Source organism: Neorhizobium sp. P1_A6 (assembly GCF_056406795.1).
In genome coordinates, this window is the sequence record NZ_JBFTZM010000002.1 from 285,344 (window position 1) to 310,416 (window position 25,073).

At 59.8% G+C, this 25,073-nt stretch carries 25 protein-coding genes and 1 pseudogene; 7 read left to right on the forward strand and 19 right to left on the reverse strand.

The features are described 5' to 3' along the window. Positions 1–56 precede the first annotated feature (56 nt). The gene (locus tag AC1D3C_RS05480) at positions 57–656 is read left to right on the forward strand and encodes a TetR/AcrR family transcriptional regulator (protein WP_477482147.1); all 600 of its coding nucleotides are present in this window, start codon (positions 57–59) and stop codon (positions 654–656) included. 551 nt (positions 657–1,207) lie between these two features. Here AC1D3C_RS05480 and AC1D3C_RS05485 read toward each other — a convergent pair. The 8 genes from AC1D3C_RS05485 to AC1D3C_RS05520 form a co-directional block, all read right to left on the reverse strand. Beyond that, positions 1,208–1,534, reverse strand: a complete 327-nt coding sequence (locus AC1D3C_RS05485) for a hypothetical protein (RefSeq protein ID WP_477482148.1) — start codon at positions 1,532–1,534, stop codon at positions 1,208–1,210. A gap of 247 nt (positions 1,535–1,781) precedes the next feature. Then, positions 1,782–2,063 carry a DUF982 domain-containing protein gene (locus AC1D3C_RS05490; protein WP_477482149.1) on the reverse strand — a complete coding sequence of 94 codons (282 nt, stop codon included), beginning with the start codon at positions 2,061–2,063 and terminating at the stop codon, positions 1,782–1,784. Between the two features lie 74 nt (positions 2,064–2,137). Then, entirely contained in the window at positions 2,138–4,402 is a 2,265-nt protein-coding gene (locus AC1D3C_RS05495) for a xanthine dehydrogenase family protein molybdopterin-binding subunit (RefSeq protein WP_477482150.1), read from the reverse strand. A gap of 13 nt (positions 4,403–4,415) precedes the next feature. Continuing rightward, a complete protein-coding gene (locus AC1D3C_RS05500; protein ID WP_477482151.1) occupies positions 4,416–5,432 on the reverse strand; it encodes an FAD binding domain-containing protein in 1,017 nt (338 codons plus the stop codon). Beyond that, positions 5,429–5,953, reverse strand: coding sequence for a (2Fe-2S)-binding protein (locus AC1D3C_RS05505; protein WP_477482152.1), 525 nt, complete (start codon positions 5,951–5,953; stop codon positions 5,429–5,431). The genes AC1D3C_RS05500 and AC1D3C_RS05505 overlap by 4 nt, the downstream gene beginning before the upstream one ends. A 129-nt stretch (positions 5,954–6,082) precedes the next feature. After that, positions 6,083–6,583, reverse strand: coding sequence for a sigma-70 family RNA polymerase sigma factor (locus AC1D3C_RS05510; protein ID WP_051900518.1), 501 nt, complete (start codon positions 6,581–6,583; stop codon positions 6,083–6,085). 177 nt (positions 6,584–6,760) lie between these two features. Next, on the reverse strand, positions 6,761–7,561 hold the full coding sequence (locus tag AC1D3C_RS05515; RefSeq protein WP_477482153.1) for a hypothetical protein: 801 nt from the start codon (positions 7,559–7,561) through the stop codon (positions 6,761–6,763). A 112-nt stretch (positions 7,562–7,673) separates the two neighbouring features. Then, positions 7,674–9,143 carry a glycosyltransferase gene (locus AC1D3C_RS05520; RefSeq protein ID WP_477482154.1) on the reverse strand — a complete coding sequence of 490 codons (1,470 nt, stop codon included), beginning with the start codon at positions 9,141–9,143 and terminating at the stop codon, positions 7,674–7,676. Between the two features lie 293 nt (positions 9,144–9,436). Here AC1D3C_RS05520 and AC1D3C_RS05525 point away from each other — a divergent pair, with 293 nt between their 5' ends. Then, positions 9,437–9,688: a YMGG-like glycine zipper-containing protein gene (locus tag AC1D3C_RS05525; RefSeq protein WP_040125054.1), complete on the forward strand. Its 252-nt coding sequence runs from the start codon at positions 9,437–9,439 to the stop codon at positions 9,686–9,688. A gap of 101 nt (positions 9,689–9,789) precedes the next feature. Then, complete coding sequence (locus AC1D3C_RS05530; protein ID WP_477482155.1) at positions 9,790–11,784, forward strand: protein-L-isoaspartate(D-aspartate) O-methyltransferase; 1,995 nt, start codon at positions 9,790–9,792, stop codon at positions 11,782–11,784. Positions 11,785–11,850: 66 nt separating this feature from the next. Here the strand turns inward: AC1D3C_RS05530 and AC1D3C_RS05535 are convergent, their stop codons facing one another. From AC1D3C_RS05535 to AC1D3C_RS05545, 3 genes are all read right to left on the reverse strand, one after another. Beyond that, positions 11,851–13,461, reverse strand: a complete 1,611-nt coding sequence (locus AC1D3C_RS05535; protein WP_477482156.1) for a DHA2 family efflux MFS transporter permease subunit — start codon at positions 13,459–13,461, stop codon at positions 11,851–11,853. 1 nt (position 13,462) lies between these two features. Beyond that, a complete protein-coding gene (locus tag AC1D3C_RS05540) occupies positions 13,463–14,617 on the reverse strand; it encodes an HlyD family secretion protein (RefSeq protein WP_477482157.1) in 1,155 nt (384 codons plus the stop codon). Between the two features lie 112 nt (positions 14,618–14,729). Beyond that, positions 14,730–14,939 (reverse strand): hypothetical protein, encoded by a 210-nt coding sequence (locus AC1D3C_RS05545; RefSeq protein ID WP_040125048.1) that lies wholly within the window; start codon positions 14,937–14,939, stop codon positions 14,730–14,732. A gap of 140 nt (positions 14,940–15,079) precedes the next feature. On the opposite strand from AC1D3C_RS05545, the pseudogene AC1D3C_RS05550 reads away from it, so the two are divergent. Both AC1D3C_RS05550 and AC1D3C_RS05555 read left to right on the forward strand, forming a co-directional pair. After that, positions 15,080–15,268: pseudogene (locus tag AC1D3C_RS05550) on the forward strand (chromate transporter); the annotation flags it as partial. 148 nt (positions 15,269–15,416) lie between these two features. Continuing rightward, positions 15,417–16,529, forward strand: coding sequence for a site-2 protease family protein (locus AC1D3C_RS05555; RefSeq protein ID WP_477482158.1), 1,113 nt, complete (start codon positions 15,417–15,419; stop codon positions 16,527–16,529). A 361-nt stretch (positions 16,530–16,890) separates the two neighbouring features. Here AC1D3C_RS05555 and AC1D3C_RS05560 read toward each other — a convergent pair whose 3' ends face one another. After that, positions 16,891–17,199 carry a DUF982 domain-containing protein gene (locus tag AC1D3C_RS05560; RefSeq protein WP_477482159.1) on the reverse strand — a complete coding sequence of 103 codons (309 nt, stop codon included), beginning with the start codon at positions 17,197–17,199 and terminating at the stop codon, positions 16,891–16,893. A gap of 266 nt (positions 17,200–17,465) precedes the next feature. Continuing rightward, positions 17,466–17,591 carry a hypothetical protein gene (locus AC1D3C_RS05565; RefSeq protein WP_275452114.1) on the reverse strand — a complete coding sequence of 42 codons (126 nt, stop codon included), beginning with the start codon at positions 17,589–17,591 and terminating at the stop codon, positions 17,466–17,468. A 441-nt stretch (positions 17,592–18,032) separates the two neighbouring features. Between AC1D3C_RS05565 and AC1D3C_RS05570 the strand changes: the two genes are divergently transcribed. Continuing rightward, a complete protein-coding gene (locus AC1D3C_RS05570; RefSeq protein WP_477482160.1) occupies positions 18,033–19,430 on the forward strand; it encodes a Do family serine endopeptidase in 1,398 nt (465 codons plus the stop codon). A gap of 187 nt (positions 19,431–19,617) precedes the next feature. Here the strand turns inward: AC1D3C_RS05570 and AC1D3C_RS05575 are convergent, their stop codons facing one another. From AC1D3C_RS05575 to rocF, 5 genes are all read right to left on the reverse strand, one after another. After that, a complete protein-coding gene (locus AC1D3C_RS05575; protein WP_477482161.1) occupies positions 19,618–19,836 on the reverse strand; it encodes a hypothetical protein in 219 nt (72 codons plus the stop codon). 628 nt (positions 19,837–20,464) lie between these two features. Further along, positions 20,465–20,956, reverse strand: a complete 492-nt coding sequence (locus AC1D3C_RS05580; RefSeq protein WP_477482162.1) for a DUF4142 domain-containing protein — start codon at positions 20,954–20,956, stop codon at positions 20,465–20,467. Positions 20,957–21,308: 352 nt separating this feature from the next. Then, the gene (locus tag AC1D3C_RS05585; protein WP_040125038.1) at positions 21,309–21,512 is read right to left on the reverse strand and encodes a cold-shock protein; all 204 of its coding nucleotides are present in this window, start codon (positions 21,510–21,512) and stop codon (positions 21,309–21,311) included. A 116-nt stretch (positions 21,513–21,628) separates the two neighbouring features. Further along, positions 21,629–22,693: an ornithine cyclodeaminase gene (locus AC1D3C_RS05590; protein WP_477482163.1), complete on the reverse strand. Its 1,065-nt coding sequence runs from the start codon at positions 22,691–22,693 to the stop codon at positions 21,629–21,631. After that, positions 22,693–23,613, reverse strand: a complete 921-nt coding sequence (rocF, locus tag AC1D3C_RS05595; RefSeq protein ID WP_247036226.1) for an arginase — start codon at positions 23,611–23,613, stop codon at positions 22,693–22,695. The genes AC1D3C_RS05590 and rocF overlap by 1 nt, the downstream gene beginning before the upstream one ends. 116 nt (positions 23,614–23,729) lie before the next feature. Here rocF and AC1D3C_RS05600 point away from each other — a divergent pair, with 116 nt between their 5' ends. Further along, positions 23,730–24,167 carry an Lrp/AsnC family transcriptional regulator gene (locus AC1D3C_RS05600; protein WP_040125033.1) on the forward strand — a complete coding sequence of 146 codons (438 nt, stop codon included), beginning with the start codon at positions 23,730–23,732 and terminating at the stop codon, positions 24,165–24,167. Between the two features lie 54 nt (positions 24,168–24,221). On the opposite strand, the gene AC1D3C_RS05605 is transcribed toward AC1D3C_RS05600, so the two are convergent. Beyond that, positions 24,222–25,070 carry a transporter substrate-binding domain-containing protein gene (locus AC1D3C_RS05605; protein ID WP_477482164.1) on the reverse strand — a complete coding sequence of 283 codons (849 nt, stop codon included), beginning with the start codon at positions 25,068–25,070 and terminating at the stop codon, positions 24,222–24,224. Positions 25,071–25,073: the final 3 nt, after the last annotated feature.

Below are 25,073 nucleotides of genomic sequence, written 5' to 3' on the forward strand. Positions count from 1 at the left end.
AGAGTGGCAACTCTCTAATCAAGATAAAAAGAGCGTTTGCTCTTTATGAGGTTTATATGCGCTACACCGCTGAACATAAGAAGCGTACCCAGGCGAAAGTCATCGCCGCCGCTGGGCAGATGTTTCGTAAAGAAGGATATGGTGGCGCGGGCATCGACGCGCTGACAAAGGCAGCAGGAGTGACAAACGGCGCCTTCTACGGGCACTTTCGATCCAAGAGCGAAGCCTTCCGCATTGCCGTCCTTACTGGCCTGGAAGATTTGCGGCTGGGAATATCGGCCCTTAAGGCCGAACACCAACAGGGCTGGCTGAAAAACTTCGTCACCTATTATCTGGGATACAAGCGGACATGCGATCTCGGTGAAAGCTGCGCGTTGCCGAGCTTGTCGGCCGACGTCATGCGTACCGACAACGAAACCCGAGATGCCTATACCGAAGAATTGCAGCGCCTCATCGCGGAAATCGCTGCTGGTCTCCCAGAAGCTGCTCCAGGTGATCGTGAAGGTACTTCGCGAGAAGATCGGGCCATTGTATTACTCGCCCTTCTCACCGGTGGTGTCACTCTCGCTCGGGCTGTATCGGATCCTGCGCTATCCGAGAAGATTGCCGAGCTTGTGACGACGGAAGCGCTACACCGGGGGATACCGGAAGCGTAAGGCAGCAAGCCTATCAATTGGCGATTTGCCAAGCGGCCAACTGCGTCAAAAGCTTGACGTGTCATTTCGCCCCCAGCCGGAGCCGACCCCCGGGAGGCAACGGGTTCATCAAGTCCGAAGGAGACACCATCACGATCCGCAGGCTCTGATTGCCGTGTATATGGAGGAATTGCTTCGCGAGGCCGGATTTGACAGCATCAGCGCCCACTCGTCATGCGCTGCGGCGATCGAGTTGCTTCAGGAGAACACCTGAGCTTGCCATAATCGAAACCCGGCTGCGGGACGAGCCATGCGACGCATCGCCGAAATACTCGCAAAGTCGGGCGTCCCCATATCGTGCACTCCGTCGAGCGGACGAGGGCACAAACCATCCTTTGATGGGAACTAAATGCAAATGGGTCGGCCCTGTGATCCAGACGAGTTCGTCAAGGCGGTGAAGGAGTGCACGTTCCCGGCCGCCGAAATGCATTACTCAAGCACCGGGTGATCCTTTGAACAGCTGCTCATACGCGCGCGCAATTCGCCTGTGGACGGCCCGGCCTTTGACCTATTCAAGCGGTAGGATTACGCCGTCTGCTCCGCAGGATTGACTGAAGCAAATCCGGCACGTCAGCCTCGGCTCCATCAATCAACTGATGATGGTGGGAACCACTATCGGAAGGAATGAAAGCACTGGAGCTTGCCAGAAAAACGGCGATGTCGCTGAGCTTTTCAGGATCGGCCAGTCCGCGGCGATAAAACCAGAACACGATCCTGGCAATGGCTTCGGGATCGATATCCGCCGTTTCGGGAGAAGAAACGGCCAAGCTGACCGCGTTGCGCATGACGTCGACGTCATGCATGGTCATCACATTCCTGTCGAATTCTCGGGCTTGCATTGCAATCCTCCTGCAGCCGACAGACGAATTATATGCCCGTTCAGGCACGCCTGAAATAAAAAATGAGGCATCGAAGACTTTGGTCAGATAGCGTACGGAGTAGGTTGATTTCGCTTCGGATGGTGCCATCCTGACACAGGTGCTGAAGCCCGCGCCAGAACGGCATTTTCAACGAAAATGTCGGCCAATCCGAAATGGTTGGGATGGGGAGGCGGCGGAAACCAGCTGCCCCACCACGGATGGCTGGTTAGGCGGAAACAGGCATCGGGGGCGCTTTGGCCGAAGACGACGTTCCAGCTGCAACCACCACCATCGGCATGCCGGCTTCAAGGCATGCGGCAGTGAAGGCTTCGCGCGCGATCTCGACGGGCGCTATTCTCTTCAGTGCCGCCCGGCATCTGTGGACGGCGCGGTCATACCGCTCCCCGAGAAAGTCCAACGCGTCGTAGACGTTGTGAAAAGTATGATCCAAGCCGTTTGGCAGCCGGATGTTCACCGGGGTGCGGAACGGCATTTCCGGAATGTTCATGATCTCCTCCTTTCACATGCCGGATGAAAAAGAAGCAGAATCGATTTGGTTATTGGCCGCCGAGATTCAAGAGGTCACGCGGATCGCCTGACCTCTTCGTTGGTTTCCAGGATCTTGTCGATCGTGATCGGGAAGTGACGGATGCGTTTGCCAGTCGCGTGGAAGATCGCGTTGGAGACGGCTGCGGCGACACCGATAATGCCGATCTCGCCGAGGCCCTTGGCGCCAATGGGGCTCACCTTGTCATCCTCCTCATGGACGAAGATCACTTCGATGTCCTCGACATCCGCATGGGCCGGCATGTGATATTCGGCGATGTTGTGGTTCATGATCCGACCGGTGCGATGGTCGACCATTCCTTCCTCGTGCAGCGCCATGCCGATCCCCATTACCACACCGCCAAGGATCTGGCTGCGGGCCGTCTTGGGATTGAGGACGCGGCCGCCGGCGACGGCCGAGACGATCCTGGTCACCCGTGGCACACCAAGTTCCTCATCCACCTTCACCTCGACGAACACGGCGGAGTGAGTGTAGCTGATAAATTTCTTGGCCTGTTCCTGATCGGGCGCAACCTTGCCGTGCTCCTCGATGAAGGAAACGCCGGCAGCGTCCATGATGTCGCCGATCGAAACGCCCACCTGGTGGTTTCGATCGAGCACGAGGCGGCCCTCCGCAAGGGTGACCTCATCCTGCGAAGCTTGTCCGAAGGGTGAATTCGGCATCGACTTCGCGTGCTTCAACAACGTGTTGCGCACGGCATCCGAGGCAGCCTGAACAGCCGAACCGCTGGAGGCTGCGGTCCATGAGCCTCCTTCGACGCCGGTTTTCGGCAGGCTGGAATCACCTATCAGGACGGTGACATCATCGAGCGGCATCCCGAGTGCCTCGGCGGCAACCTGGCCGAGAATTGTGTAAGTGCCGGTGCCGATGTCCGATGCCGCTGCAGAAACAGCGGCCTTGCCGTCTGCCGACAGCCGAACCTTGGCCTCCGCCGGCATGATTGTCGCCTCCCAGATGCCGGTCGCCATGCCCCAACCGACGAGGTCGTTGCCGTCGCGCATCGAGCGCGGCGCAAAGGACCGGCCGTTCCAGCCGAAGCGCACGGCGCCCTCGCGATAACACGCGTCCAGCGCCTTGGAGGTGAGCTGTTTGTCCTGGTTCTGATCTCGCGTGGCGAAATTGCGCAGTCGCAGTTCGACGGGATCGATGCCGACTTCGTAGGCGAGTTCATCCATCGCGGTTTCAAGGGCGGTAACCCCGGTCGCGGCTCCCGGCGCGCGCATGTCGCCCGGCGTCGAGACATCGAGTTCGGCCAGCCCGTAGGAGAGCCTGACATTGTCGCATCTGTATGCGAGGCCGGACCAATTGACGACGTTTTCCTGATAGTCCTCGTAACGAGACGTTGCCTGCAGTGCATGATGCATGACCGACAAAAGCCGACCCTCCCGGTCCGCGGCCAGCGAGACGGCCTGGATCGTCGCGGGGCGCCAGGTGAGATAGAACATCTCGCGCCGGCTCATTTCCACCTTGACGGACTGCTTCAGATCCAGAGCTGCCATGACGGCGAGGAAAAGCTGATGTTTCGGGCGCAGGCCAGAGCCAAAAGCGCCGCCGACGAAACTGTTCTTCACCGTCACTTTTTCCGGATCGAGCCCAAAGACGTTGCAGACGTAATCGCGCGAGTTCTGCGAGCCCTGCGTCTTATCGTGGATGGTGAGAAAACCGTTCTTCTCCCACAGCACGGTCGAGGCGAAGAGTTCCATCGGGTTATGATATTCGCCTTCCAGCCCGTATTCGCTGGAGATCTTGAAAGGAGCATCGGCAAAGGCGCCCTGCGGGTCGCCGCGCGGCACGGGCGGAACGAACTCCTCCCTGCGTGGCTGAGGGGGAACGTAGCTACGCGTCTGTTCACGGGCGAGATCCGTATGCGGTTCCTCGGCAACGTAGCGCACACGCACCAGTGAAGCCGCGTCGCGTGCGGCCTCGAAGCTCTCGGCGACGACCAGGGCGATCGGCTGGCCGTCATAGAGGATACGGTCGTTTTCAAGCGGCCGGAAGGGATGACCCGGGAGGGCGACCGCGTCCTTCCATTTGTCGTCGTCCTCGGCAGTCTTCGGCCGGTTTTCGTGGGTATAGATCTTGATGACGCCGGGGAAGCGTTCCGCCAGGCTGGTTTCAATTTCGACAATCCGGCCGGTGGCGACGGTCGAAAGGACTGCGTAGCCATGGAGCATGCCGTGACCACCATGATCGGCGGCGTATTTGGCGCTGCCGCTGACTTTCAGGGGGCCGTCGATACGCGAAAGCGGAAGCCCGACGACTTTGGTTTCGTTCAGCATTGGTCCTGCCTCCTCACTGTACGGCTTTGACGACCTGATCCTGCGGCGTGCCGGAGGCGGCCTGTCTGAGGGCTCGGACGATCGCCTTTTCCGCGAGGGGGATTTTGAAATCATTGCCGCCCTGGCCCTTGGCTGCAGCAAGGAGCCGCCCGGCGATACCGCGGAAAGTAGCCTCGTCCGCCGGCTGTCCGGCGAACTCGGCCTCCGCCAACGTATCGCGCCAAGGTTTATGGGCGACGCCGCCCAGCGCCACGCGCAGGTCGACGATTTCGCCGTCGGCGATATCGATGGCTGCCGCTACCGAAACGAGCGCAAACGCGTAGGAAAGACGGCCGCGCAGTTTCAGATAGGTATGGTGGCGGGCGAAGTGATTGCCTTCGAGGCGGATGGCCGTCACCATCTCACCAGGGGCCAAGGTGTTGTCGCGCTCAGGTTGATCGCCGGGAAGCCGGTGGAAGTCTGTCATGGCAAGATCACGCCGTCCTTCCGGTCCCTCGATTTCCACCGTCGCGCCCAGCGCCGCAAGCGCCACACACATATCCGAGGGGTGGGTCGCGATGCACTTGTCACTTGCGCCGAGAATGGCGTGAATGCGGTTGGTTCCGCCAATCGCGGAACAGCCGGAGCCCGGTTCGCGCTTGTTGCAGGGGGTAGAGGGATCATAGAAATAGAAGCAACGGGTGCGTTGCAGCAGGTTTCCGCCGGTGGTGGCGGCATTGCGAAGCTGCGGAGAGGCGCCGGCCAAAATGGCACTGGAGAGCAGCGGATAGCGCTCCTGAACACGCCTGTCATAAGCCACGGCCGAATTGCTGGCGAGCGCTCCGATGCGCAAGCCGCCGCCGGGCAGATCCTCGATCTCCTTCAGGGGCAGCCGGTTGATATCGACGATCGCAGTCGGGTGCGCGACGTCGTATTTCATCAGGTCGACCAGATTGGTGCCGCCGGCGAGAAGCTGCGCGCCCGGATCTGCCGCAAGCGCGATAACGGCATCCTGCACGGTTTCGGCGCGGGTATAGGAAAACGGTCTCATTCCGCAGCCTCCCGCAGAGGTGTTACACCTTCCCGGTCGAGGACATGCTCGATCGCATCGGCGATATTGGTATAGGCGCCGCAGCGACAGAGATTGCCGCTCATCAGCTCCCGGATCTTGGCGCGGCGGTGAGCGCGGCCTTCGGCGACAAGGCCGACAGCGGAACAGATCTGGCCGGCCGTGCAGTAACCGCATTGAAAAGCGTCGTGCTCCACGAAGGCCTTTTGCATCGGATGCATGTCTAGCGGCGTTCCCAGCCCTTCGATCGTGGTGATCTCGGCGCCGTCGATTGACACGGCGAGCTTCAGGCATGCGTTCATCCGTTCGCCGTTAATGAGGACCGTACAGGCGCCACACTGGCCGTGGTCGCAGCCTTTCTTGGTGCCCGTCAACTCCATCGGACCGCGCAGCAGATCGAGCAATGTGACCCATGGGTGAATATCAAGCACGCGGTTCGTGCCGTTGATGTTGAGCGAGATTGCGCAGGTCGGAAGGGCGGAGCTTGAGGTCCCTTTGTCCATCGGGGCTGCCTTTCGTTGGGAGATCCGGCGGTTGAATAGGCGCCTAACGGCAGCCGGTAGGGATTGTTCCTGTCATCCTTGCGGCCAATCTCTCGGCGTCTCCTTCCACGACGGGGCGCCGATATTGGACTAGATATTTTCTCCGAGCTGGGCGGCAAGATGGATGCGGGCACGGTTGACCCGGCTCTTGATCGTCCCGAGCGGGCAGTCGCAACGTTGTGCCGCAACCTCGTAGCTCTCCCCCTGGATCAGGACGATATCCAGAGCCTGCCGATAGTGAGCGGGCAACTCCGAAAATGCTTTCTCGAGTTCCCGGGCACGAACCGACCATTCTTGAGGCGCCTGGACCGACGGCTGTGGCGAAATGCCTTCTCCCAGACCGATCACCTCCCGCTTGGCAAGCCCGAACTTCGTGCAGAACGTGTTCCGCATGATGGTGAAGAGCCAGGATTTCAGGCTGGTCCCCGGTTGAAATTTGTCGATATTCGCCAGCGCTCTGAGAAGGGTCTCTTGCACGAGATCATCGACGTCGGTCGATGTCCGGTGAAATCGCCGCGCGAAGGATCGGAGCGCGGGTATCAGATCCACGACCTCCGAACGAATATGCGAGTTGGAACGATCGACCGCCATGGGGCCTCCTGACAAGACAACCGACGGAACTGCCGTGAGAACCAATTGTTCCGACGTTTTATCGGAAACCCGCGCCTCTAATCAGCTTTGGCAGATGGTCCAGCGAAAATTCGGCGACCCGGCGCAAGCAGGTCACCGGAGCGAATATCCGCTCAACGGCGAAGGCTTGTCGCAAGATCAGGCGCTGGGAAACAGAACCGGCAATCTTTGCTCTGCGGTGATCCAGTTCCGGACGTGATAACGCCGCATTACGGCAACGTTTATTGCGAAAATGGCGACCCCCAGAATAACGGCGACGGTAACGCTCGAGCCGGCGGCCGTCTTGACGACCACACCGGCAAAGACTCCGGCAATCGCACCGGCGATGACGCTCACTAGGCCCGCCGTGCTCATGAATGATTGCCAGCGCGACGGCCTGAAGGCCTTGTCGCTCAACACGGCCTGGTCGTCGTCATGAGTGGAATGGATCAGATATTTTTCCATCGGCGGCGCGACCTCGACATAAAAGTGGCGGATTCGCGCGATGCCGCGTGCATGCACCATGTCTTCGATAGCGACCTGAACGGTTCGCACGAATGTTACAAGACCGATGAAATAGAGGCATGGCAGCAGGATTAGGCTGAACAAGACAAACGGCTGCCCCATCTGTGTGACTTGCGCGACGAAGGCAAGGGCGATCGTCGCACTCGAAACTGATGTCAGAAACAGATTGGCACGTTGGTTCGCCTCCTGGATTGTTGCCGCACGGGCGGTCTGCAGCACGAAATGTTCGGTGGTCATGAGTTGCAGGATCTGCTGCGGGGTCTTGGCTTCGCCCGGCTCAGCACCAATCGCTTGCTTCGCGTGCCGCTCTTTCATCGCTCCGTCGCAATCCCGGCAGCTTGAGGCTTTCCGGCAGAGTGCCGGCAGCATGTTCTCGAGCTTGCCGATTTCCTCGATACAGTTCGCCGCTGCCGGCCGCGACAGCGGCCAAATCATGTGGCATGCGTCCGCGGGCACATGTTGGCGCATCTTGCGATGAAGAACACGCCAACGTCGATAGTGTTCCAATAAGCGGCTTGGCACTCTCAACCTTGCAGGGGACGGAATTTCAGCCGGCCAAGGAGCGTGCGATCAATACGAGCCAGTGCCGGACCTGCGTAAAAATCAGGAAGTTGTCGTGAACGCGTTGCTGAGCACGCTGGCCGAGCACCTCTCGCTTCCACTGGTCCCGTAGCAAATCATCGAGCGCAGCCGTGATTTCGCGGGGGTCCTCCGGATTTGCCACCAGATATCCATCCAGGCCTGGGCGGATTTGCTGCCGCAGCCCCGCGGCCTGCGACCCGATAACGGCGGTGTGCTTCCACATGGCTTCCGTCGCGGTCAACCCGAACCCCTCCTGCAAGGAGTTCTGCACCACGATATCCGAGCAACGCTGCAGCGCATTGACGAGCAGCGCGTTGTGCTTCTTCGAACTCATCGGCAGCACGACGATTGCGACGTCGGCTTGGAGCTCCGGCGTCAAGCCTGCATAGGCATTGCGGAGCTCCGCCAGCGCCTCCTTGCCCTCCGGATCATCCTCGATCGAGCCCGGATCGGGGCCTGCCAGGACCAGCCGCGCTAATTGCAGGGATCGTCGATGCCGCTCCTGGAGGTCGGTTCTGCTTTCCAGCTCGCGCTTGAGGGTGACGAAACCCTCCATCAGCGGAAGGAAGCCCTTTAGCCGATCCCATCGAGAAATCTGTGTCACGATAGGGCGATGGAGAAGTCCGATATCTTCGTGTTCGGTGGCGGGTGCCCATGTCCCGTCGCGCTGAAGCCGTCTCGCGGGGTCAGGGAATGGTGGCGTCAGCATCGGGCCGGGCGCCCGGATCAGGCCACCGTTGGCAAGCATGCCGACCAGCTTATGGACCGATAGATCCCTGTTCTTGTGGCTGAGCGGATCAATGGCGGGATGAATGATCGCTGCCCGACCAGCGAGACAACGGGGAATATACTCCGGGGCCGTGAACACCGCATGATCATAGGCAGATGCGGCTTCTTCAAGGAAACTCCAGGCGGCTTGGGTTTGAGGTGTCTCTCGATCAAGGCCGATATGGCAGCGCCAGATCGCCGTGATGTCCATTTTCTTCCTCAAGATCGCGCCTGCTCCCAGCGGTTGAGGGTCGTGGACGACCAGCACGTCTCGGGGTGAGACATAGCGCGCAATTGCCTCCGCCGTATCGCGACTGACCCGGCTGTAGAGATCGCGCTCCGCTTGGCCAAGGTTCGGATCATCGTGGCCATGGATCAGGTTGTGCAGCCGCTTGGTCAGTCGAAAGAAGTCTGGATCATCGGTGTCCATCACGAGCCAGTTGGCATCGATGCCGAGTTCGCGCAGCAGCGCGAGAAGCGGCGGCAGCAGCTCGGCCACGCCGCCGCCGTGACGGGTGCTGTTGACCATCCACACCCGGTGTCCCTTGAGCACTGGGAGCAGGCTCTTTGCCTCGTGGCGCAGCTCGCGCACCATCGTGCTGAGATACGCAACGCCCTCGTAATCGTCGAGCGAGACATGATGCTGTGGTTCGACCAGATGTGTCATGAAAAAGCTCCTGCATCATCTTCGACGACACCTTCGCACGGAGCGCCGGATGAGACGCCTGTTCCGACAGCGATACGCTTACGCCGTCTTTTAAAACGACCTAACGCGCTCGTGATCCGACTGATCCATCAGGCCGTTCGAGCCATCCTCAATTGTTTTGGAACTTCGGGCAGCCGTCCCGGTTTACAAAATTCGGCGTGACGGTCCAGTCAAAGCCGACGCTCGGCCTGTCGCGTGCCATGACGGCCAAGGAGACAAGCCAATCTCGGGGGCAAATTGGAACGGAGATTCAAATGAAGAAGTTCATGGTCATCGGCTGTGTCGGGTTGTGCCTGACAGCTTGCACGTCAACAGAGAAGGGTGCCGGGATTGGCGCTGCCACGGGTGCAGTCGTCGGCGGCGTAGCAACGGGCAATGTTCGCGGCGCCGCGGTTGGTGCGGCCGTGGGTGGCGTGTCCGGCGCCCTGATCGGGAATGTCGCCGGGCAACCCGGCCGCTGCTACTACCGCGACAGCAACGGAAACCGCTATGTCGATCGATGCTGAGCGCTTCCCGATCTTTGTTGGCTAGCGCCTGAACCGGTCCTGTGACAGGAGGTGACAGGTTCGGCGTCCGACAGGGAAAGGTGGAAAAAGGAGAGGCCGGGATGGCCGACTACCAGCGCATGCGCGATCACATGGTCGAGGTCCACATAAAGCGGCGCGGGATACGGGATGCGCATGTCCTCAACGCGATGCGCACCGTGTCGAGGGAACATTTCGTTGCCGACGGCATGGCAGAATTCGCCTATGAGGACACCCCGCTGTCGATCGAGGCGGGGCAAACCATCTCCCAGCCCTATATCGTTGCTGCGATGATCGAGGCGGCGGAGGTGCGTCCGGGTGACCGCGTGCTCGAGGTCGGCGCCGGTTCCGGATATGCGGCGGCGGTGATCGGTCAAATCGCCGAGCGCGTCTATGCAATCGAACGGCATGGAGCTCTGGTCGCATCCGCAAGACAGCGGCTGACGGATCTCGGCTACGACAATATCGACGTGATCGCCGGCGACGGTACACGCGGACTGCCGGAGCATGCACCCTTTGACGCTATCCTGGTGGCCGCAGGCGGTCCGGCGGTGCCGCCGGCACTGAAGGAGCAACTCGCGGTGGGCGGGCGGCTGGTGATCCCCGTGGGAAAGGAGTCTGGCCAGACCCTCTGCAAGGTCGTCCGGTGCACCGCGACGAGCTATGAGGAATCGCTCCTCGGAGCGGTGATGTTCGTGCCGCTGATCGGGGAGCAGGGATGGTCCGAGGATGGTCGGCGCGCCGCGAGCAATCACAAGTCCGGCGCCTCGCGCAAGCAGAGCCTGCCGGAGATGATTGCCCAAGCGGCCGAGGACCTGCCGGATTTCGACGATCCCGCCTTCGGTCGCCTGTTCGACCGCTTCGGCGACCGACGTGTGGTTTTGCTGGGCGAAGCAAGCCACGGGACGGCTGAATTTTATCGAGCCCGTGCCGCAATCACGCGCCACCTGATCGTCCATCGGGGATACACGATTGTCGCAGTCGAGGCGGATTGGCCGGATGCGGCGAGAGTTGACCGATACGTCCGACACCGGACCGCGTCCGAACGTGAGGAGCCTTCGTTCCAACGCTTCCCGACTTGGATGTGGCGCAACACGGAAGTTCGGGCACTGACCGAATGGATGCGGGAGCGCAATGCGGGTCTCGACGCCATGGAGGATCGGGCCGGCTTCTACGGGCTCGACATCTACAACATGTCCGGCTCGATCGGCGCCGTGCTGGATTATCTGGATCGAGTCGATCCGCAGGCGGCGGCAGTGGCGCGCGAGCGTTATGGCTGTCTGACGCCCTGGCAGAAGAACCCAGCCACCTACGGCCGGGCGGCGCTCAGCCGCGGCTATGTGGAATGCGAGCAGGCGGTGATCGAGCAGTGCCAGGCGTTGCTGCGCAAGCGGCTCGACTATGCGAAGAACGATGGCGACGCCTTTCTCGATGCCACCCAGAACGCCCGGCTGATCGCATCCGCGGAGCGCTATTACCGCATCATGTATTATGGCGGAGCCGAAAGCTGGAACCTGCGCGACACCCACATGTTCGAAACGTTGCAGCACCTGCTTGACGCGAAGGGACCGGATGCCAAGGCGGTCGTCTGGGCGCATAACAGCCACGTCGGCGACGCGCGCTTTACCGATATGGGCGCAACCCGTGATGAGCTCAACATCGGCCAACTCTGCAGAGAGGCTTTCGCAGGCGAGGCGGCCTTGATCGGTTTTGGCACCCATACCGGCACGGTGGCCGCCGCGAACGACTGGGATGGCGACATGCAAATCATGCGTGTCAATCCCTCTCGCCACGATAGCTACGAGCGCCTGTGCCATGAGGCGGATAAGCACCGCTTCCTTCTCGACCTTTCGCCTGGCAAACACGAGCCTTTGAGACGCCGCCTCTCGGAGCCGCGGCTCGAGCGCTTCATCGGCGTCATCTACCGACCCGACACGGAACTGTGGAGCCACTACAGTCAGGCGGTCCTTCCCGAGCAGTTCGATGCCTATGTCTGGTTCGACGAGACCCAAGCGGTGACGCCGCTCGGCCCCGAGCATCATCGTGGCATGCCGGAAACCTATCCATTCGGTGAATAGAGCGATGCTCTACTTCGCGATGAGCCTGGGCGACAGCAATGAACCCTGCATCGTTCGCGGAACGCGTCAGTGCGCCCCACCGCCGCCACCGGTCTTCAAATCTATATTGCGCAGGACGAGCGCCAGCGGGATCGCGCAGGCAGAGATGACCGCAAGCACATGGAAGACATCGATATAGGCGAGATAACTCGCCTGCGTCCGTACCTGTTCGCCGATAAGGCCGATTGCCTGGTTTTGCGCATCCGCCATGGACGAGCCGCGCTCCGTAAGGAAATGCTGCAGGTTCCGCATCGTCTCGAAAAAGGCCGGGTCGGAGGGCACGATGTGCTCCACCAGCCGGCTCTGGTGCCACTGTTCGCGATGGGCAAGCACGTTGGAGGCGATCGATACGCCGATCGAACCACCGGTGTTGCGCGCCGCATTGATGAGCGCGGAAGCTTGGTCCGTCTGGTCCGGCCTGAGCCCGGCATAGGACGCCGAGGTGATCGGAATGAAGATGAGCGGCAGGCCGAGCCCCAGATAGAGCCTCGACCAGACGAAAAAACCGAAGTTCAGGTCGGGGTTCAAACGGGTCACATCATACATCGCGAAGGCAATAATGCCGGCGCCGATGGCGATCAGGTATTTTGGCTGGACTTTCGAACTCAACTGCCCGGCGACGAACATCATGACCATGGTCACGAAACCGCCGGGAGACAGCGCCAGGCCGGCCCAAGTGGCGGTGTACCCGTAGTTTTGCTGCAGCACCTGCGGCACGAACTGCGTCGTGGCAATCAGAATTGCGCCGGTTGCCAGCATGACGATAAAGCAGGAGCTGAACTGCCGGGTGGCGAGCAGCCTGATATCGGCGGCAGGATTTTTCGCCGTCAGAAGCCATGGGATCGAGGCCAGCAAGGCAGAGACGCAGATCACGGAGGTGACGATGATGAAGGTCGAGTCAAACCAGTCCTCCACCTGACCGCGGTCAAGCACCAGCTCCAGCGCCCCGAGGAAAGTCGCGACCAGGAGAAACCCGATCACGTCGAAACGCATACCCTGACGCCGCATTTCCTCACGCTTCTTGCGCAGCGCTTCCGGCTCCTGCACCAGGAGATAGACGAGCACAAGGGCGAAGGCGCCGACAGGCCCGTTGATCAGGAAACACCAGTGCCAGGAGAAGTTGTCGGAGATGTAGCCGCCGAGCGTTGGGCCGATCACCGGAGCAACGACCACTGCGATGCCGAACACCGCAAAACCCTGACCGCGTTTTTCCGGCGGAAAAGAATCGCTGAGGATCGATTGCGACACCGGTACCATGCCGCCGCCGGCAAAACCCTGGATCATCCGGAAGATCAGGAGCGAGGGCAGGTTCCAGGCGAGCCCGCAGAGAATTGATGCGACCGTAAAAAGCGCAAGGCAGATGAGATAGAAGCGCTTGCGGCCGTAACGCTGGGCGACGAAACTCGAAGCGATCAGAGCGATTGCATTGGAAATGAGATAAGTCGTGACGACCCAGGAAGCTTCGTCGGAACTGATCGCCAGGCCGCCGGAAATATAGCGTAGCGCGACATTGGCGATCGTCGTGTCCAGTACTTCCATGAAGACGGCGAGAGCAACGACCACCGCCACCAGCCATGGATTGGTGCTGCGGTCCGCACGTTCTTCGCCGGCACCGCCTGTCGTCGCTGCATTGGCCATGTCAGTTCCTTGGTCTCACGGTCACGGTCGGTACGACCGACATGCCGGGACCGATCCCCACATCCGTCGGCCATTGGTCGACGACGATTTTCACCGGCACGCGCTGAATTACCTTCACGTAGTTGCCGGTCGCGTTTTCTGCGGGCAACAGAGAGAAGGCCGTGCCCGAACCCGGCTGGACCGAGTCCACCTTGCCGTGCAGGACGTGGTCCGGATAAGCGTCGATCGTCAGATCGACCGGCTGGCCGGGCCGCATGTCGGCGAGTTGCGTTTCCTTGAAATTCGCGGTCACCCAGATTTCGTCTGGAACGAACATGGCGATCGCCTGGCCGGCTTCGACGAACTGGCCCTTCGAGCCGCTCAGTTTCACGACGCGCCCGGGCTGAGCTGCGGTCAGCGTGGTATAATTAAGATTCTGCTCAGCGCTTTCCCGCTGGGTTTCTGCCTGCTTGAGGCTGGCGGCGGCGCTATTGCGCTGGGCCTCGGCAGCCACTTTGTTCTTCATTGCCGACGTGACGCGTGCTTGCGCCTGACTATAGGCGGCCTGAGCCTGCCGCAGGTTCGCCTCAGCCTGCTGCGAGGCCTGTTGGCTGCCGGCTCCGCCCTGGACGAGCCGGCGCTCGCGGGTCGCCTCGTCCTGGGCAAATTGCAGTGCAGCCACGGTGGAGGCTTCTTGCGCACGCGCTTCGTCCACGGCCGCGGTTGCAACCTCGATCTGGGCGGCGGCATTGGCGATCGCAGCGTTTGCGTATTCGATCTGGGCCTCGGCCTGATCGACGGCAATCTGATAGTCGCGCGGGTTGATCCTGGCGATCACCGCGCCAGCAGCGACGTGCTGGTTGTCACGGACGGCAACCTCATCGATATAACCGGAAACCTTGGCTGCCAGCGAGAAGCTGCGGGCGTCCACAAAGGCGTCGTCGGTCGTCTCGTAGGGATGGAAATAGATCAGCCAGACGAAATAGGCCGCCAACACCAGCGCGATCAGCGCAATGGCCGCTAAAATGATCCTCCAGGGATGCCGGCGGATGAGCGAGGGCTTCTTTTCGTGTTCCTTCTGATCGGATGCCTGCTCCTCCCTTTCCCGGTTCTCGTCTTGGGGATCGGTTGGGCGGTTCGCTTCGTCATCAGGAACGGCGCGCTGAGCTTGAGCCAAGGGATGCCTCCGAAGATTGCTGCGCAAGCACCCGAAACTTGGGAAGCCGGCTTAGGTTCCTGACGAGAAGCGGAGTTGCCGCAACTTCAGGTTCGAAGATGGTCGTCCGCAGTCATTGCCACGCGGCCTCGTTTTTTTGCTCATAGTCGGAGAATGCCTTCTTCAGACCGCCCAGCACTTCCGCGGATGTCTCGAACATCGCCTTCAACTGAGGTTCATCGACTTTTTCGATATCTTCCCGGAGATGGTCCATTGTCTCCTGAAGATGCCGTTGCATCTTCTGCGTATGGTGACGCGGATCATGATCGGCTCGGTTAGCCATGGGGTCTCTCCTATGGTGGACGTTTCGATCAACTCGCCAGTTCCTGCCCGGTTCCAGGTCTAACTCTTTGCCTCTATTCTCGGTTCCCGATATCGGATTTCGAGAGTGCGTGGACTGTGAATTCCTGCGGAGTAGCAGCCTATTTCCGCAACGAGCTGCTCATCCGCCGGAAATGGATTGACGCGTCGGGGTATGCAGACCTCGTCGCGCTCTGTCAGTTTCTGCCAAGTCCGGCTTCCAGCCAAGTTGGTTTTGCTCTGGGCTTGCTGCACGGAGGGTCGCTGGGGGCGCTTGCCGCCTGGGCGGCATTCACGCTTCCATCCGCGCTTCGGCAACAGGAAGGACGGTACGTCGTCCAGGATAGGCACTGCTCGGCGCAGCCGAAATCCTCGCCAGGCAACCGGAAGCCATGCAACTTCGTTGTTGGTGTACGGGGAACGTCATCGCCGGCAAAAAGAGAACGGAAGGGAGTGCCTGATGGGTTGGTCCTTCAAGATCGGGACGGTCGGCGGCACGGCAGTGCGCATGCACATCACCTTTGCGCTCCTGCTTGTCTGGGTATGGCTCGCGCATTATCGGATGGGCGGCGCGCCGGCTGCGTGGGAGGGCATTGCCTTCATCCTATCCGTCTTTGCCTGCGTCGTATTGCACGAGTTCGGTCATATCGCCGTTGCGCGCTACTTCGGGATCAAAACGCCGGATATTACCTTGTTGCCGATTGGTGGTGTCGCTCGTCTTGAGCGCATGCCCGAAGAGCCATATCAGGAACTGCTGATTGCCATCGCCGGTCCGCTGGTCAATGTGGCGATCGCCGGGCTGATCGTTCTTGTGCTCGGCGTATCGGTGGGAGTGGAGCAGATCGTCAAAGTCGATGATCCGGGTATCGGCTTCTTGACGAGGCTCGCCGGCGTCAACATCTTTCTTGTCTTCTTCAACATGATCCCCGCCTTTCCGATGGATGGAGGCCGGGTGCTGCGCGCCGCTCTCGCCTCGCGTCTCACCTGGTCGCGTGCCACACAGATTGCCGCCGCGACCGGCCAAGGGCTTGCCTTCGTTTTTGTTTTCGCGGGCCTCTTCTATAACCCGCTGCTGATTTTCATCGGCATCTTCGTTTATCTCGCAGCGGCGGCAGAAGCGCAGAACGCGCAGATCCGCGAAGTCTCCGGCAGCATTCTGATCAGCGATGTCATGGTCACCAAATTCGCAAGGCTTGATCGTTCGGCGAGTATCGACGAGGCAATTGAAATGCTGCTTGCGACAACACAACGCGAATTTCCGGTGGTCGATTCCGACGGCCGTTTTGAAGGTCTTCTGACGCGTGACGACATGATCCGCAGCTTGAAGGACAAGGGTCCGGACACGCCTGTCGCAAGCGCGATGCGCATCGATATTCCAAAAATCCATTATCGCAAAAGCCTGGAAGAGAGCTTGCGATTGATGCAGCAGGGAAATGTGCCGGCCATCGCCGTTGTAGATAGTGCGGATCATCTCATAGGCCTCATGACGCATGAGACGATCGGAGAAATGATGATGGTTCGTGCCGCCGTATCAGGCGGTTTTCGCTTTGGCCACCTGCGCAGACAGCAATGAGCTTCTCTGCACTGGAACCCAATTACAGAATCTCGGTTTGGGCCAGGAAGGAAATTTACAATGGCTCAAGATCCTGTCGAACCCATTCCCCATCCTGTACCTCCGGTGCCACCACCAGTCACGCCCATACCTCCCATCAAGGAGCCTGAACCAGACCGTTTGCCCGACGAAGAGCCGAATCCCAATCCGGATGAGAATGACGAGCCGCCCAAAACCGCAACCCTGAAGATAGAGAATGCCCCACCTTCGACCGCGCTTGCTGCACAATTGGGATGACGATCATCCTTTTGCAGAAAACGCAGTGGTCGAAAGTGAGGGGACGAGGGCAGGGGAGGTGCGCCACCTCAGAGGAACACCCCAGTCAATGTGATGGAACCGTCCTTCTCCCCGGGTGGGCCTGGGAGAATTCTATGTCGTCTGTCCAGACAAAGGGCATGCCCGCCTCAAGGCAAGCGGATACGAAAGCTTCCTGGGCGATATCGGAGGGTGCGGAATTTTCCACCGCGGCACGGCATTTGCGAACCGCTCTGTGCCAAAGTTCCCCGCGACGCGACGGCCATTCGTTCTCAAGAAAATCCAAAGCGTCGTATGCATTCTGAAACGTGTGTTCAAGGCCTGATTGCAGGCGCGTAGTCACAGGACATGAGAATGGGCTACCTGGAATTTCCATGACGACTTCCTTTCATGTTCACCGGATGAAAAGACAGCCGCGATTGTTAGTGGCAAATGTGGCGAGGGAATGCCCTCCGCGGCAGTTTATGGGGCGATCGGCGCATCAGGATGAAAGCCGCCGGCATTCTCATGGGTTCATCCGCCAGTGCCGGATCGATCGCCTGCGACGGCCTGTGCACGGATATAAAGGGCAACCGTCCTCGCGCTGACTGTTGCCCTGAAGGGGCAATAGCAGACGAGTTTATGCAGCTGGCGGCGATGCGTTCAGGCTGCCGAGTTCTGCGACTGCGGGCCTGCCGCGAAAGCGAAAAGCCAGGGAGAGAAGAACAATATCGCTCCAAGGATCAGGTTGGCTACGTCGCAGAGCTTGGCGTTTGTCCACTGGTTCATTTCAGCCTCCATTTAGAGAGCGTTTGAACGACGTGCGGAGCGGCCGGTTAGGCGGCTACCGCGTCCGGATTTATTTCGCGTTTGGCCATTTGGGTCAGCAGATCGTTTCGTTGCAAGGCGTAGTCTCGTCAGGGAACTTTTCCGGAGGGATCTGGTTACGGATACGACCGAAAGGGCGCTGCCTCGTCGCCCGTTAACCGATAATATCTGCCGGCAGACTCCGTGAAGTCGACGGCTCAAATCCGCGATCAGTTCCGAACACTCCGTGTCCGTACCGCCGGTTTGATAAGGCCTTTCGGATCAATACCGGACAGGTTTGAAGCATGGGCCTGCGTTTGGAGCGCGGCAGCTGCGAATTCGATGCTTGAATAATAGCGGAAGCAGTCGGGGAAACTTTAACCGGTTGCGCCATCGAAATTACTGAAACGGGAGTGATAAACCATGTTTCCAGGTTCGAAAAAGCGAATATATGTCAGCATGATCGCTGGCATTCTGATGCTCTCGGCCGCCGGTATTGCTCCGGTCGCAGCGCAGGAAATCCCCAACGACTTCACCGCTATCGTACGCCAGAAGATACCGGCCGTCGTCGCAATCACGACCAGGCAGATTATCGAGGATCAGCCAACGAACGATTTCCTTAGTCCTCTCGATGGCCGCGGCTCCGCACCGGTCCAGCCACAGGTGCGAGAGGCCCTTGGCTCCGGTTTTGTGATCAGCAAGGATGGCTATATCGTCACGAACAACCATGTTGTTGCTGATGCCAATGAAATTCATGTCGTCTTCACCGATAAGCGCACTGCGCCCGCTCGGCTCGTCGGTCATGATTCGGCAACCGATATTGCGGTGCTGAAAATAGATCCGCGGCCCGATATGGCGGCGACCGTCTGGGGTGACTCGGACGCCTTGCAGCCGGGTGCCTGGACCATCGCGATCGGCAGCCCCTTCGGGCTCGGGGGAACCGTCACTGTCGGAGTGCTTTCTGCTCGTTCGCGCGACATTCAAGCCGGCCCTTATGACGACTTTCTTCAAACTGACGCCTCAGTCAACCAGGGCAATTCCGGCGGCCCCCTGTTCAATGCGCGGGGCGAAGTGATCGGCGTCAATACCGCCATTGTCTCGCCATCGGGTGGCAGCATCGGCATTGGTTTCGCAGTACCATCCCGCACCGCCCGGCCCGTCGTCGAGCAGTTGATCCGGACGGGCCGGATCGAGCGCGGCTTTATCGGGGTGCATCTCCAGGAGGTCACCCCATCGATTGCCCGGGCGCTCGGAATACCGGACAGCAAGGGGGCGTTGGTGGCTTCCGTCGATCCCGGTAGCCCCGCTGGAAAGGCAGACGTACAGTCGGGTGATGTGATCACGCGTTTTAACAAAAGGGATATCCAGAGCCCCCGTGACCTGACGCTTGCGGTGACGAACCAAAAGCCCGGGACGACAGCAACACTCGCAAGCAACCGTGGCGGCTCTGCGCAGGAGGTCACGATAACCATTGGCGAGCGCACCGATGACGAGACACCGACGAGTGCAATTGCGCCAACGCCGGAAGCGGGCGACCAGCTTGGACTATCGCTCGGTCCTATCCCGGAGGAAGCGCTTCAGCAGCTAGGTGTCCCGCCGGGCACCGCCGGAGTGTTTGTGCAAGACGTGGCACCTGATAGTCTCGCCGCTGACAACGGTCTTGAGGCCGGCGACGTGATCGTGTCGGCCAACAACCAGAGCGTAACCCAACCATCCGATATCGAAGAGCAGTGGGCGAAGTCCCGTCAGCAGAACAAACCCATACTGTTTCGCATCAAGAGGCAAGGGCAATTCCTTTTTGTTGCCGTGGCCCGATCGTGATCTTAAAGGCAAGCCATTTGTCCCCTATCGGCAAAGCTGTGATAGGCCGGCGCCTCGTTCTGCCAACGTCTTGACGATGCCAGCGCCAATCCCGCGGCTTCCTCTCGTTACCAGTGTCTGCATTTGTGTGAGAGCCGGCATGACAGATCTCCTGGACGATCAGCCAAAATTGACGGGCGTCTGACGATCAAGGCTCTTCATCATCGATCTCCAGCAGATCGACCAGCTCCGCTACCTTTCCGGTTGGCAGTTTTCGTCCTTCGTTCACCAGCGCTTCGTCAGCATTCACCCAAGCCCAGGCTTCGGCCAGATCGCGAACCGAAGCTCCTGTCGCCAGGATATCGGCAACCAGGGTTTCGTCGACGGGTCCGAGAACGGCAATTATGTTTTCAGAAGATAGATCCATGGGACTGCCTCCTTTCGGCTTCTTCCGGGAAGATAGCGGCCAAAACTGCAGATCAACCGGCTCCCTACAGAATTGTGATCTCCAACGTGAACACCCCAGGATCAACGTTCGATAGCGACGTGAAGAATGATGCCCGAACGCTTAGTCTGGAACATCCCCGACTCCGATATGTTTTATCGGAAGTGACACAAAGGAGGGACAGATGCTCTCCGTTGAGACAAGGGTTTTCGATTGGGCCAAGCGGATATGCGTAATGTGTGCCATCGGGCTTCTGCCGGCATCGGCTTTTGCCCAGGCACCCGCCAAACAGCCGGATCGCTGCCAGGCGCCGGATCGGCAGCAGAACCAGAATATGACGACGACAGAAGACAATTCACGACCGGCAAATAAATCCGGCACAGAAAAATTGTCCGACTGCAATGGCGTTTTAAAGCCACCTTCGACGGGCGATAGCGATTTCGTCGAGCCGGCCCCGCCGGTCGGCAATACACCTGTAATCCGGCCGGACGAGGTCCCGCAAAGGCAGCGGTAAGCATGGCTGACTGGAGTTGGCGATGAGTTCCGGCGATAAGAAAGCCGCGTCGGACGTTCCTGCAGCAAGCCGAAGTGATCCCGAGCAGCCATGCGATCAATGCCCGCTCAGCGAACGGGCAAGTTGGAGGTGCTGTTGCAACGTCGGCAACATTTTCTTTGCAAGTTCCGGCACCGGCCTGCCACCCTCACCGGCCTTTTCGCCGAATTCGGAAATATCCTTCTCGTGGGTCGAGACGATATAGTTCACGAACTCCTTATCGAATTCGGGGCCGTTTAGGCGCTGAAGCTTTTCGATCTCGTTTTGCGCCTCGGCGGTCACAAGGCCGGTAACCTTTACCTCAAGATCTGTGGCGAGAGCCGTAGCTTCGTCCTTGGCTTTGCGATGGTCGTTGATCAATTTCTGGGCGAAAGAGCGTACGCCGTCGCTGCCGCCCATTTTCGCAGCGAGTTCACCGAGCCTGATTTCCGAATTGTCGGTTTTGATCGCGTCGCTCAGAAATTCCTTGTCGCTCTTGGCCATGGCGGCGGCGGCCGTCGTACAGCCGATCGCTAATATCAGGCCGGCAAACATGAATTTGTATGGCATCGCTGCACCTCATGTCTCTTGACAAGGCACCACGCCCGTTAACTCAATTGAGAGAAGAGTTGTTCCGATCCGATTACATCATTGTGGAGCCATGGCAGCCGAGGCGCTCTACCTGCATAATCTGGAGGCGACCGGAAAAACGGTCGCGTTCCGATTCGAGCGGGTTGTGCGACACCTCCGGAAAGTTCGGGGCGAACTTTAGCGAAGGTGCTGGTCGCGATCCTATGTCTGCAATTTTGTCTCAAAGCCCCTGCAGAACGACATCGAGGCTGCAGTTATCCGATCCGGCAAGTGGTGAGCACGGTCTTGGAAACAGCGCTAGACGGATTTTAGGATGAGCGCGCGAGCTTGATCAAAGCGCGCTAACGTTTTCGGCTTTTGATTTTCCGGTCTTGCGGTCCTGGCCTATCTCGTAGCTTACCTTTTGTCCCTCTTTCAGAGAACCGCCCCGTTCCAGAGCAGAAACGTGCACAAATACATCCGCCCCTCCGTTCTCCGGAGTGATGAAGCCAAACCCCTTGTCGTCGTTAAAAAATTTGACAGTGCCAGTCGGCATGAGAACTCCTGATCGCTTGCGCGGCCGCTTGCCGCGGCGCAAATCTATAGCGCAATCGCCGAGCGATCAATGGGCGCAGGAGCTCTAAGCCGCAGAACTCGCCAACGCCCGGGAGGTCAGCAGGCGGAGGCGAGAAGCGCCTGGCGTCTGAGCAGCATCCCGAACAGATCGCGCGGCTCGTCCGGATCGGCCAGCAGATCGAGCTGGTTTATGGAAGTCGAGCCGCTCACCCGGTCGCGGACATAGCGGAGCGCAGAAAAATCCTCGATCGCGAAACCGACGCTATCGAACAGCGTGATCTGCTTTTCCGACGAGCGCCCCGGCTTTTCGCCAGTGATGACCTGCCAGAGTTCCGTCACCGGATGGTCGAATGAAAGCTGCTGGATTTCGCCCTCAACCCGCGTCTGCGGCGGAAACTCCACAAAGATGTCCGAGCGAAGCAGGACGTCGCGGTGCATCTCCGTTTTCCCGGGGCAGTCGCCGCCGACACCGTTGATATGCACGCCAGGGCCGATCATGTTGTCGGTCAGGATCGTGGCATTGTGCTTATCGGCGGTCGCGGTGGTGATGATGTCGGCAGTCTCGACGGCCTGCTCGGCAGAGATGCAGGCTTCGATGTCGAAGCCAAATCTCTCGAGATTGCGGCGGCATCGGGCGGTCGCACCGGGATCGATGTCGTAAAGCCGCAGCCTGTCGATACCGAGCAAGGATTTGAAGGCGAGCGCCTGGAACTCGCTCTGGGCGCCGTTGCCGATCAAGGCCATGGTGCGCGCCCCCTTGCGCGCCAGGTACTTTGCTGCGATCGCCGAGGTGGCGGCGGTGCGCAGCGCCGTCAGGATAGTCATTTCCGATAAAAGCAGGGGATAACCGCTGTCGACATCGGAAAGAACCCCGAAGGCCGTGACCGTCTGGCGGCCGGAGCTCGTGTTTTTCGGGTGGCCATTGACATATTTGAAGCCGTAGAGCGTTCCGTCGCTGGTCGGCATCAGCTCGATCACGCCGTCCCTCGAATGGGAGGCGACTCGCGGGATCTTGTCAAAACTTTCCCAGCGGCGAAAATCATCTTCAATGTAACCCGCCAACTCGACCAGAAACCTTTCGACGCCGGTTGCGACGACGAGGTCCATCATGTTCTCGACGCTGATGAACGGCACGATGTTCAGGTTGGCGGGTACGGGCATCAGAAACTCCTTGTCGGGCGGTCCATGACCTTACGGCCCATCAGGCTGGCGGTGAGATCGACCAGCAGCGTTGCGGTGCGACCGCGCTCGTCGAGGAATGGGTTGAGTTCGACCAGGTCCAGGCTGGTGACCAGGCCGCTGTCGTGCAGCATCTCCATAACCAGATGCGCCTCGCGGAAGGTTGCGCCGCCTGGAACCGTCGTGCCGACGGCCGGAGCAAACGTGGGTTCAAGAAAGTCCACATCGAGGCTGACATGCAGCAAGCCGTTCGCCGCCGCGACCTTTTCAAGGAAAGCACGCAGCAGCGCCGCGACCCCATGTTCGTCGATCACGCGCATGTCGTGAACCGTCACCGCGCTCTGGCGCAGCGCCGCCCGCTCGGCCGGATCGACGCTGCGGATGCCGATCATGCAGACGCGGGCCAGATCGACGGGATGCGAGAGTTTCGGCAAATAACCTTCGAAACCCGGCTGACCAGTGAAGTAAGCGACGGGCACGCCGTGCAGGTTGCCGCTTGTCGTGGTGTCGAGCGTGTGGAAATCAGTGTGCGCATCGAGCCACAGAACGAAGAGCGGCCGATCTGCTTCGGCGGCCCGGCGGGCAAGGCCCGCCACGGTCCCGGCGGAGATGGCGTGATCGCCGCCCAGGAAAATTGGCATGCCTTCGCCGCTTTCGCGATAGGCGAGTTCCGTCAGCAGTTCGATCCAGGCGACAATCTGTGGCAGGCGTCGGATCGCGGCGTTCGGATGCGTGACATCGGACAGTTTCGAAATGCCGACATTGCCGAGGTCGGTCACCTCATGACCCAGTTCCCTCAGCGCCGTTTCGAGACCGGCGGTCCTGAGCGCGCTTGGGCCCATCTCGCAGCCGAGTTGGACCGCGCCGTCCTGCAGGGGGATGCCAATGAGTTTGCAATGCATGTCTTGATCTCCGTTATGATGATTGGACCACGAAGGCGCGGCAGATTGAACAACTCAATTTGCCAAATTATTCGAATTGGCTTATCAAAATGGTATCTTCGATAGGCGCTTTGAGCATGGACGATTTTGACAGCAAACTTGTGACGCTATTGCGTCACAACGCAAGGCGGAGCATTTCCGACCTTGCGACGGATCTCGGGGCCTCGCGCGCCACCGTTCGTTCGCGCATGGAGAAGCTCGAAAAGGCCGGCAGCATTCTCGGCTACACGGTCATTTTGCGGGCTGACGCTGTCGAACTGCCGGTGCGCGGGATCATGATGGTGGAGATCGAGGGTAGGGCGGCGGACCAGGTCATCAAGGCGCTTGGAGGATTTCCGGAGATTTCGGAAATCCACACGACCAACGGTCGCTGGGATCTGATCGTTGAACTCGGTACCACGACATTGGCCGAATTCGACACCGTGCTGCGGCGGGTCCGTTTGGTACCGGGGATTACGGCGACGGAAACCAGCCTCGTGCTCGCGACCCCCCGTAGCACCAAGGCCCGATTATAGAACGGGCCGCAGCACCGGATGCCGCGGCCTTCCGATATCCGGATGATTTAAAGATTATTGTGGGGTCATGTCGAAGCCGAACCACTTCGTGGACAGCTTCTTCGTTGTCCCGTCCGCCTTGGCGGCCGCGATCGCCTCGTCGAATTTCTGCTTGAGCGCAGTATCCGCCTTGCGAAGGCCGACCGAGCTGCCGGCGCCGAGGAACCCACCCTGGAAGCGAGGGCCGACGATCGTCATGTCGCTATTGGTCGGCTTCTGCACGGCGGTCATGAGGTAACCCATCGATGCCATGACGAAATCGACACGACCCGAAATGAGATCGAGGTCATGCTGTTCCGTGGTCTTGTACTCGCGAACCTGCACGACACCCTTCAGGTATTCGTCGATGAAGCGCGCGGCGATGGAAGCCGTCTGGACGCCGACCGTCTTGCCCTGCAGCAGCGGCTTCAGCTCCTCGACGGCCTTGCGAGCGCCGGCTTCGTTGGAGGCGAGCGAGAAAAGCTGGTCCTTCATCGGCATTTTTGCCAGGGGGCCATCCTTCAGTGTGGCAAAGGACTGCCCGGTGCTGCCGTAGGACATGGAGAAGTCGATGACTTCCTTGCGCTTTTCGGTGGCCGACATGCCGGCCATGATGGCATCGAACTTGCCGGCATTGAGGGCCGGGATGATGCCGTCGAAGGCTTGAGCGACGAACGTGCACTTGATTTTCATGCGCTCGCAGAGGTTCTTGCCGAGTTCGATGTCGTAGCCGTCCAGTGTGCCATCCGGACGGGTCAGGTTGTAGGGCGGGAAGGCACCCTCCGTGGCGATGACGATTTCCGTTTTGTCCTGCGCCGCAGCGGCCGTCGCCATCAGCGTCATGGCGGTGAAGGCAGCGGCGATTGCCGTCTTGATGATTTTCATCTG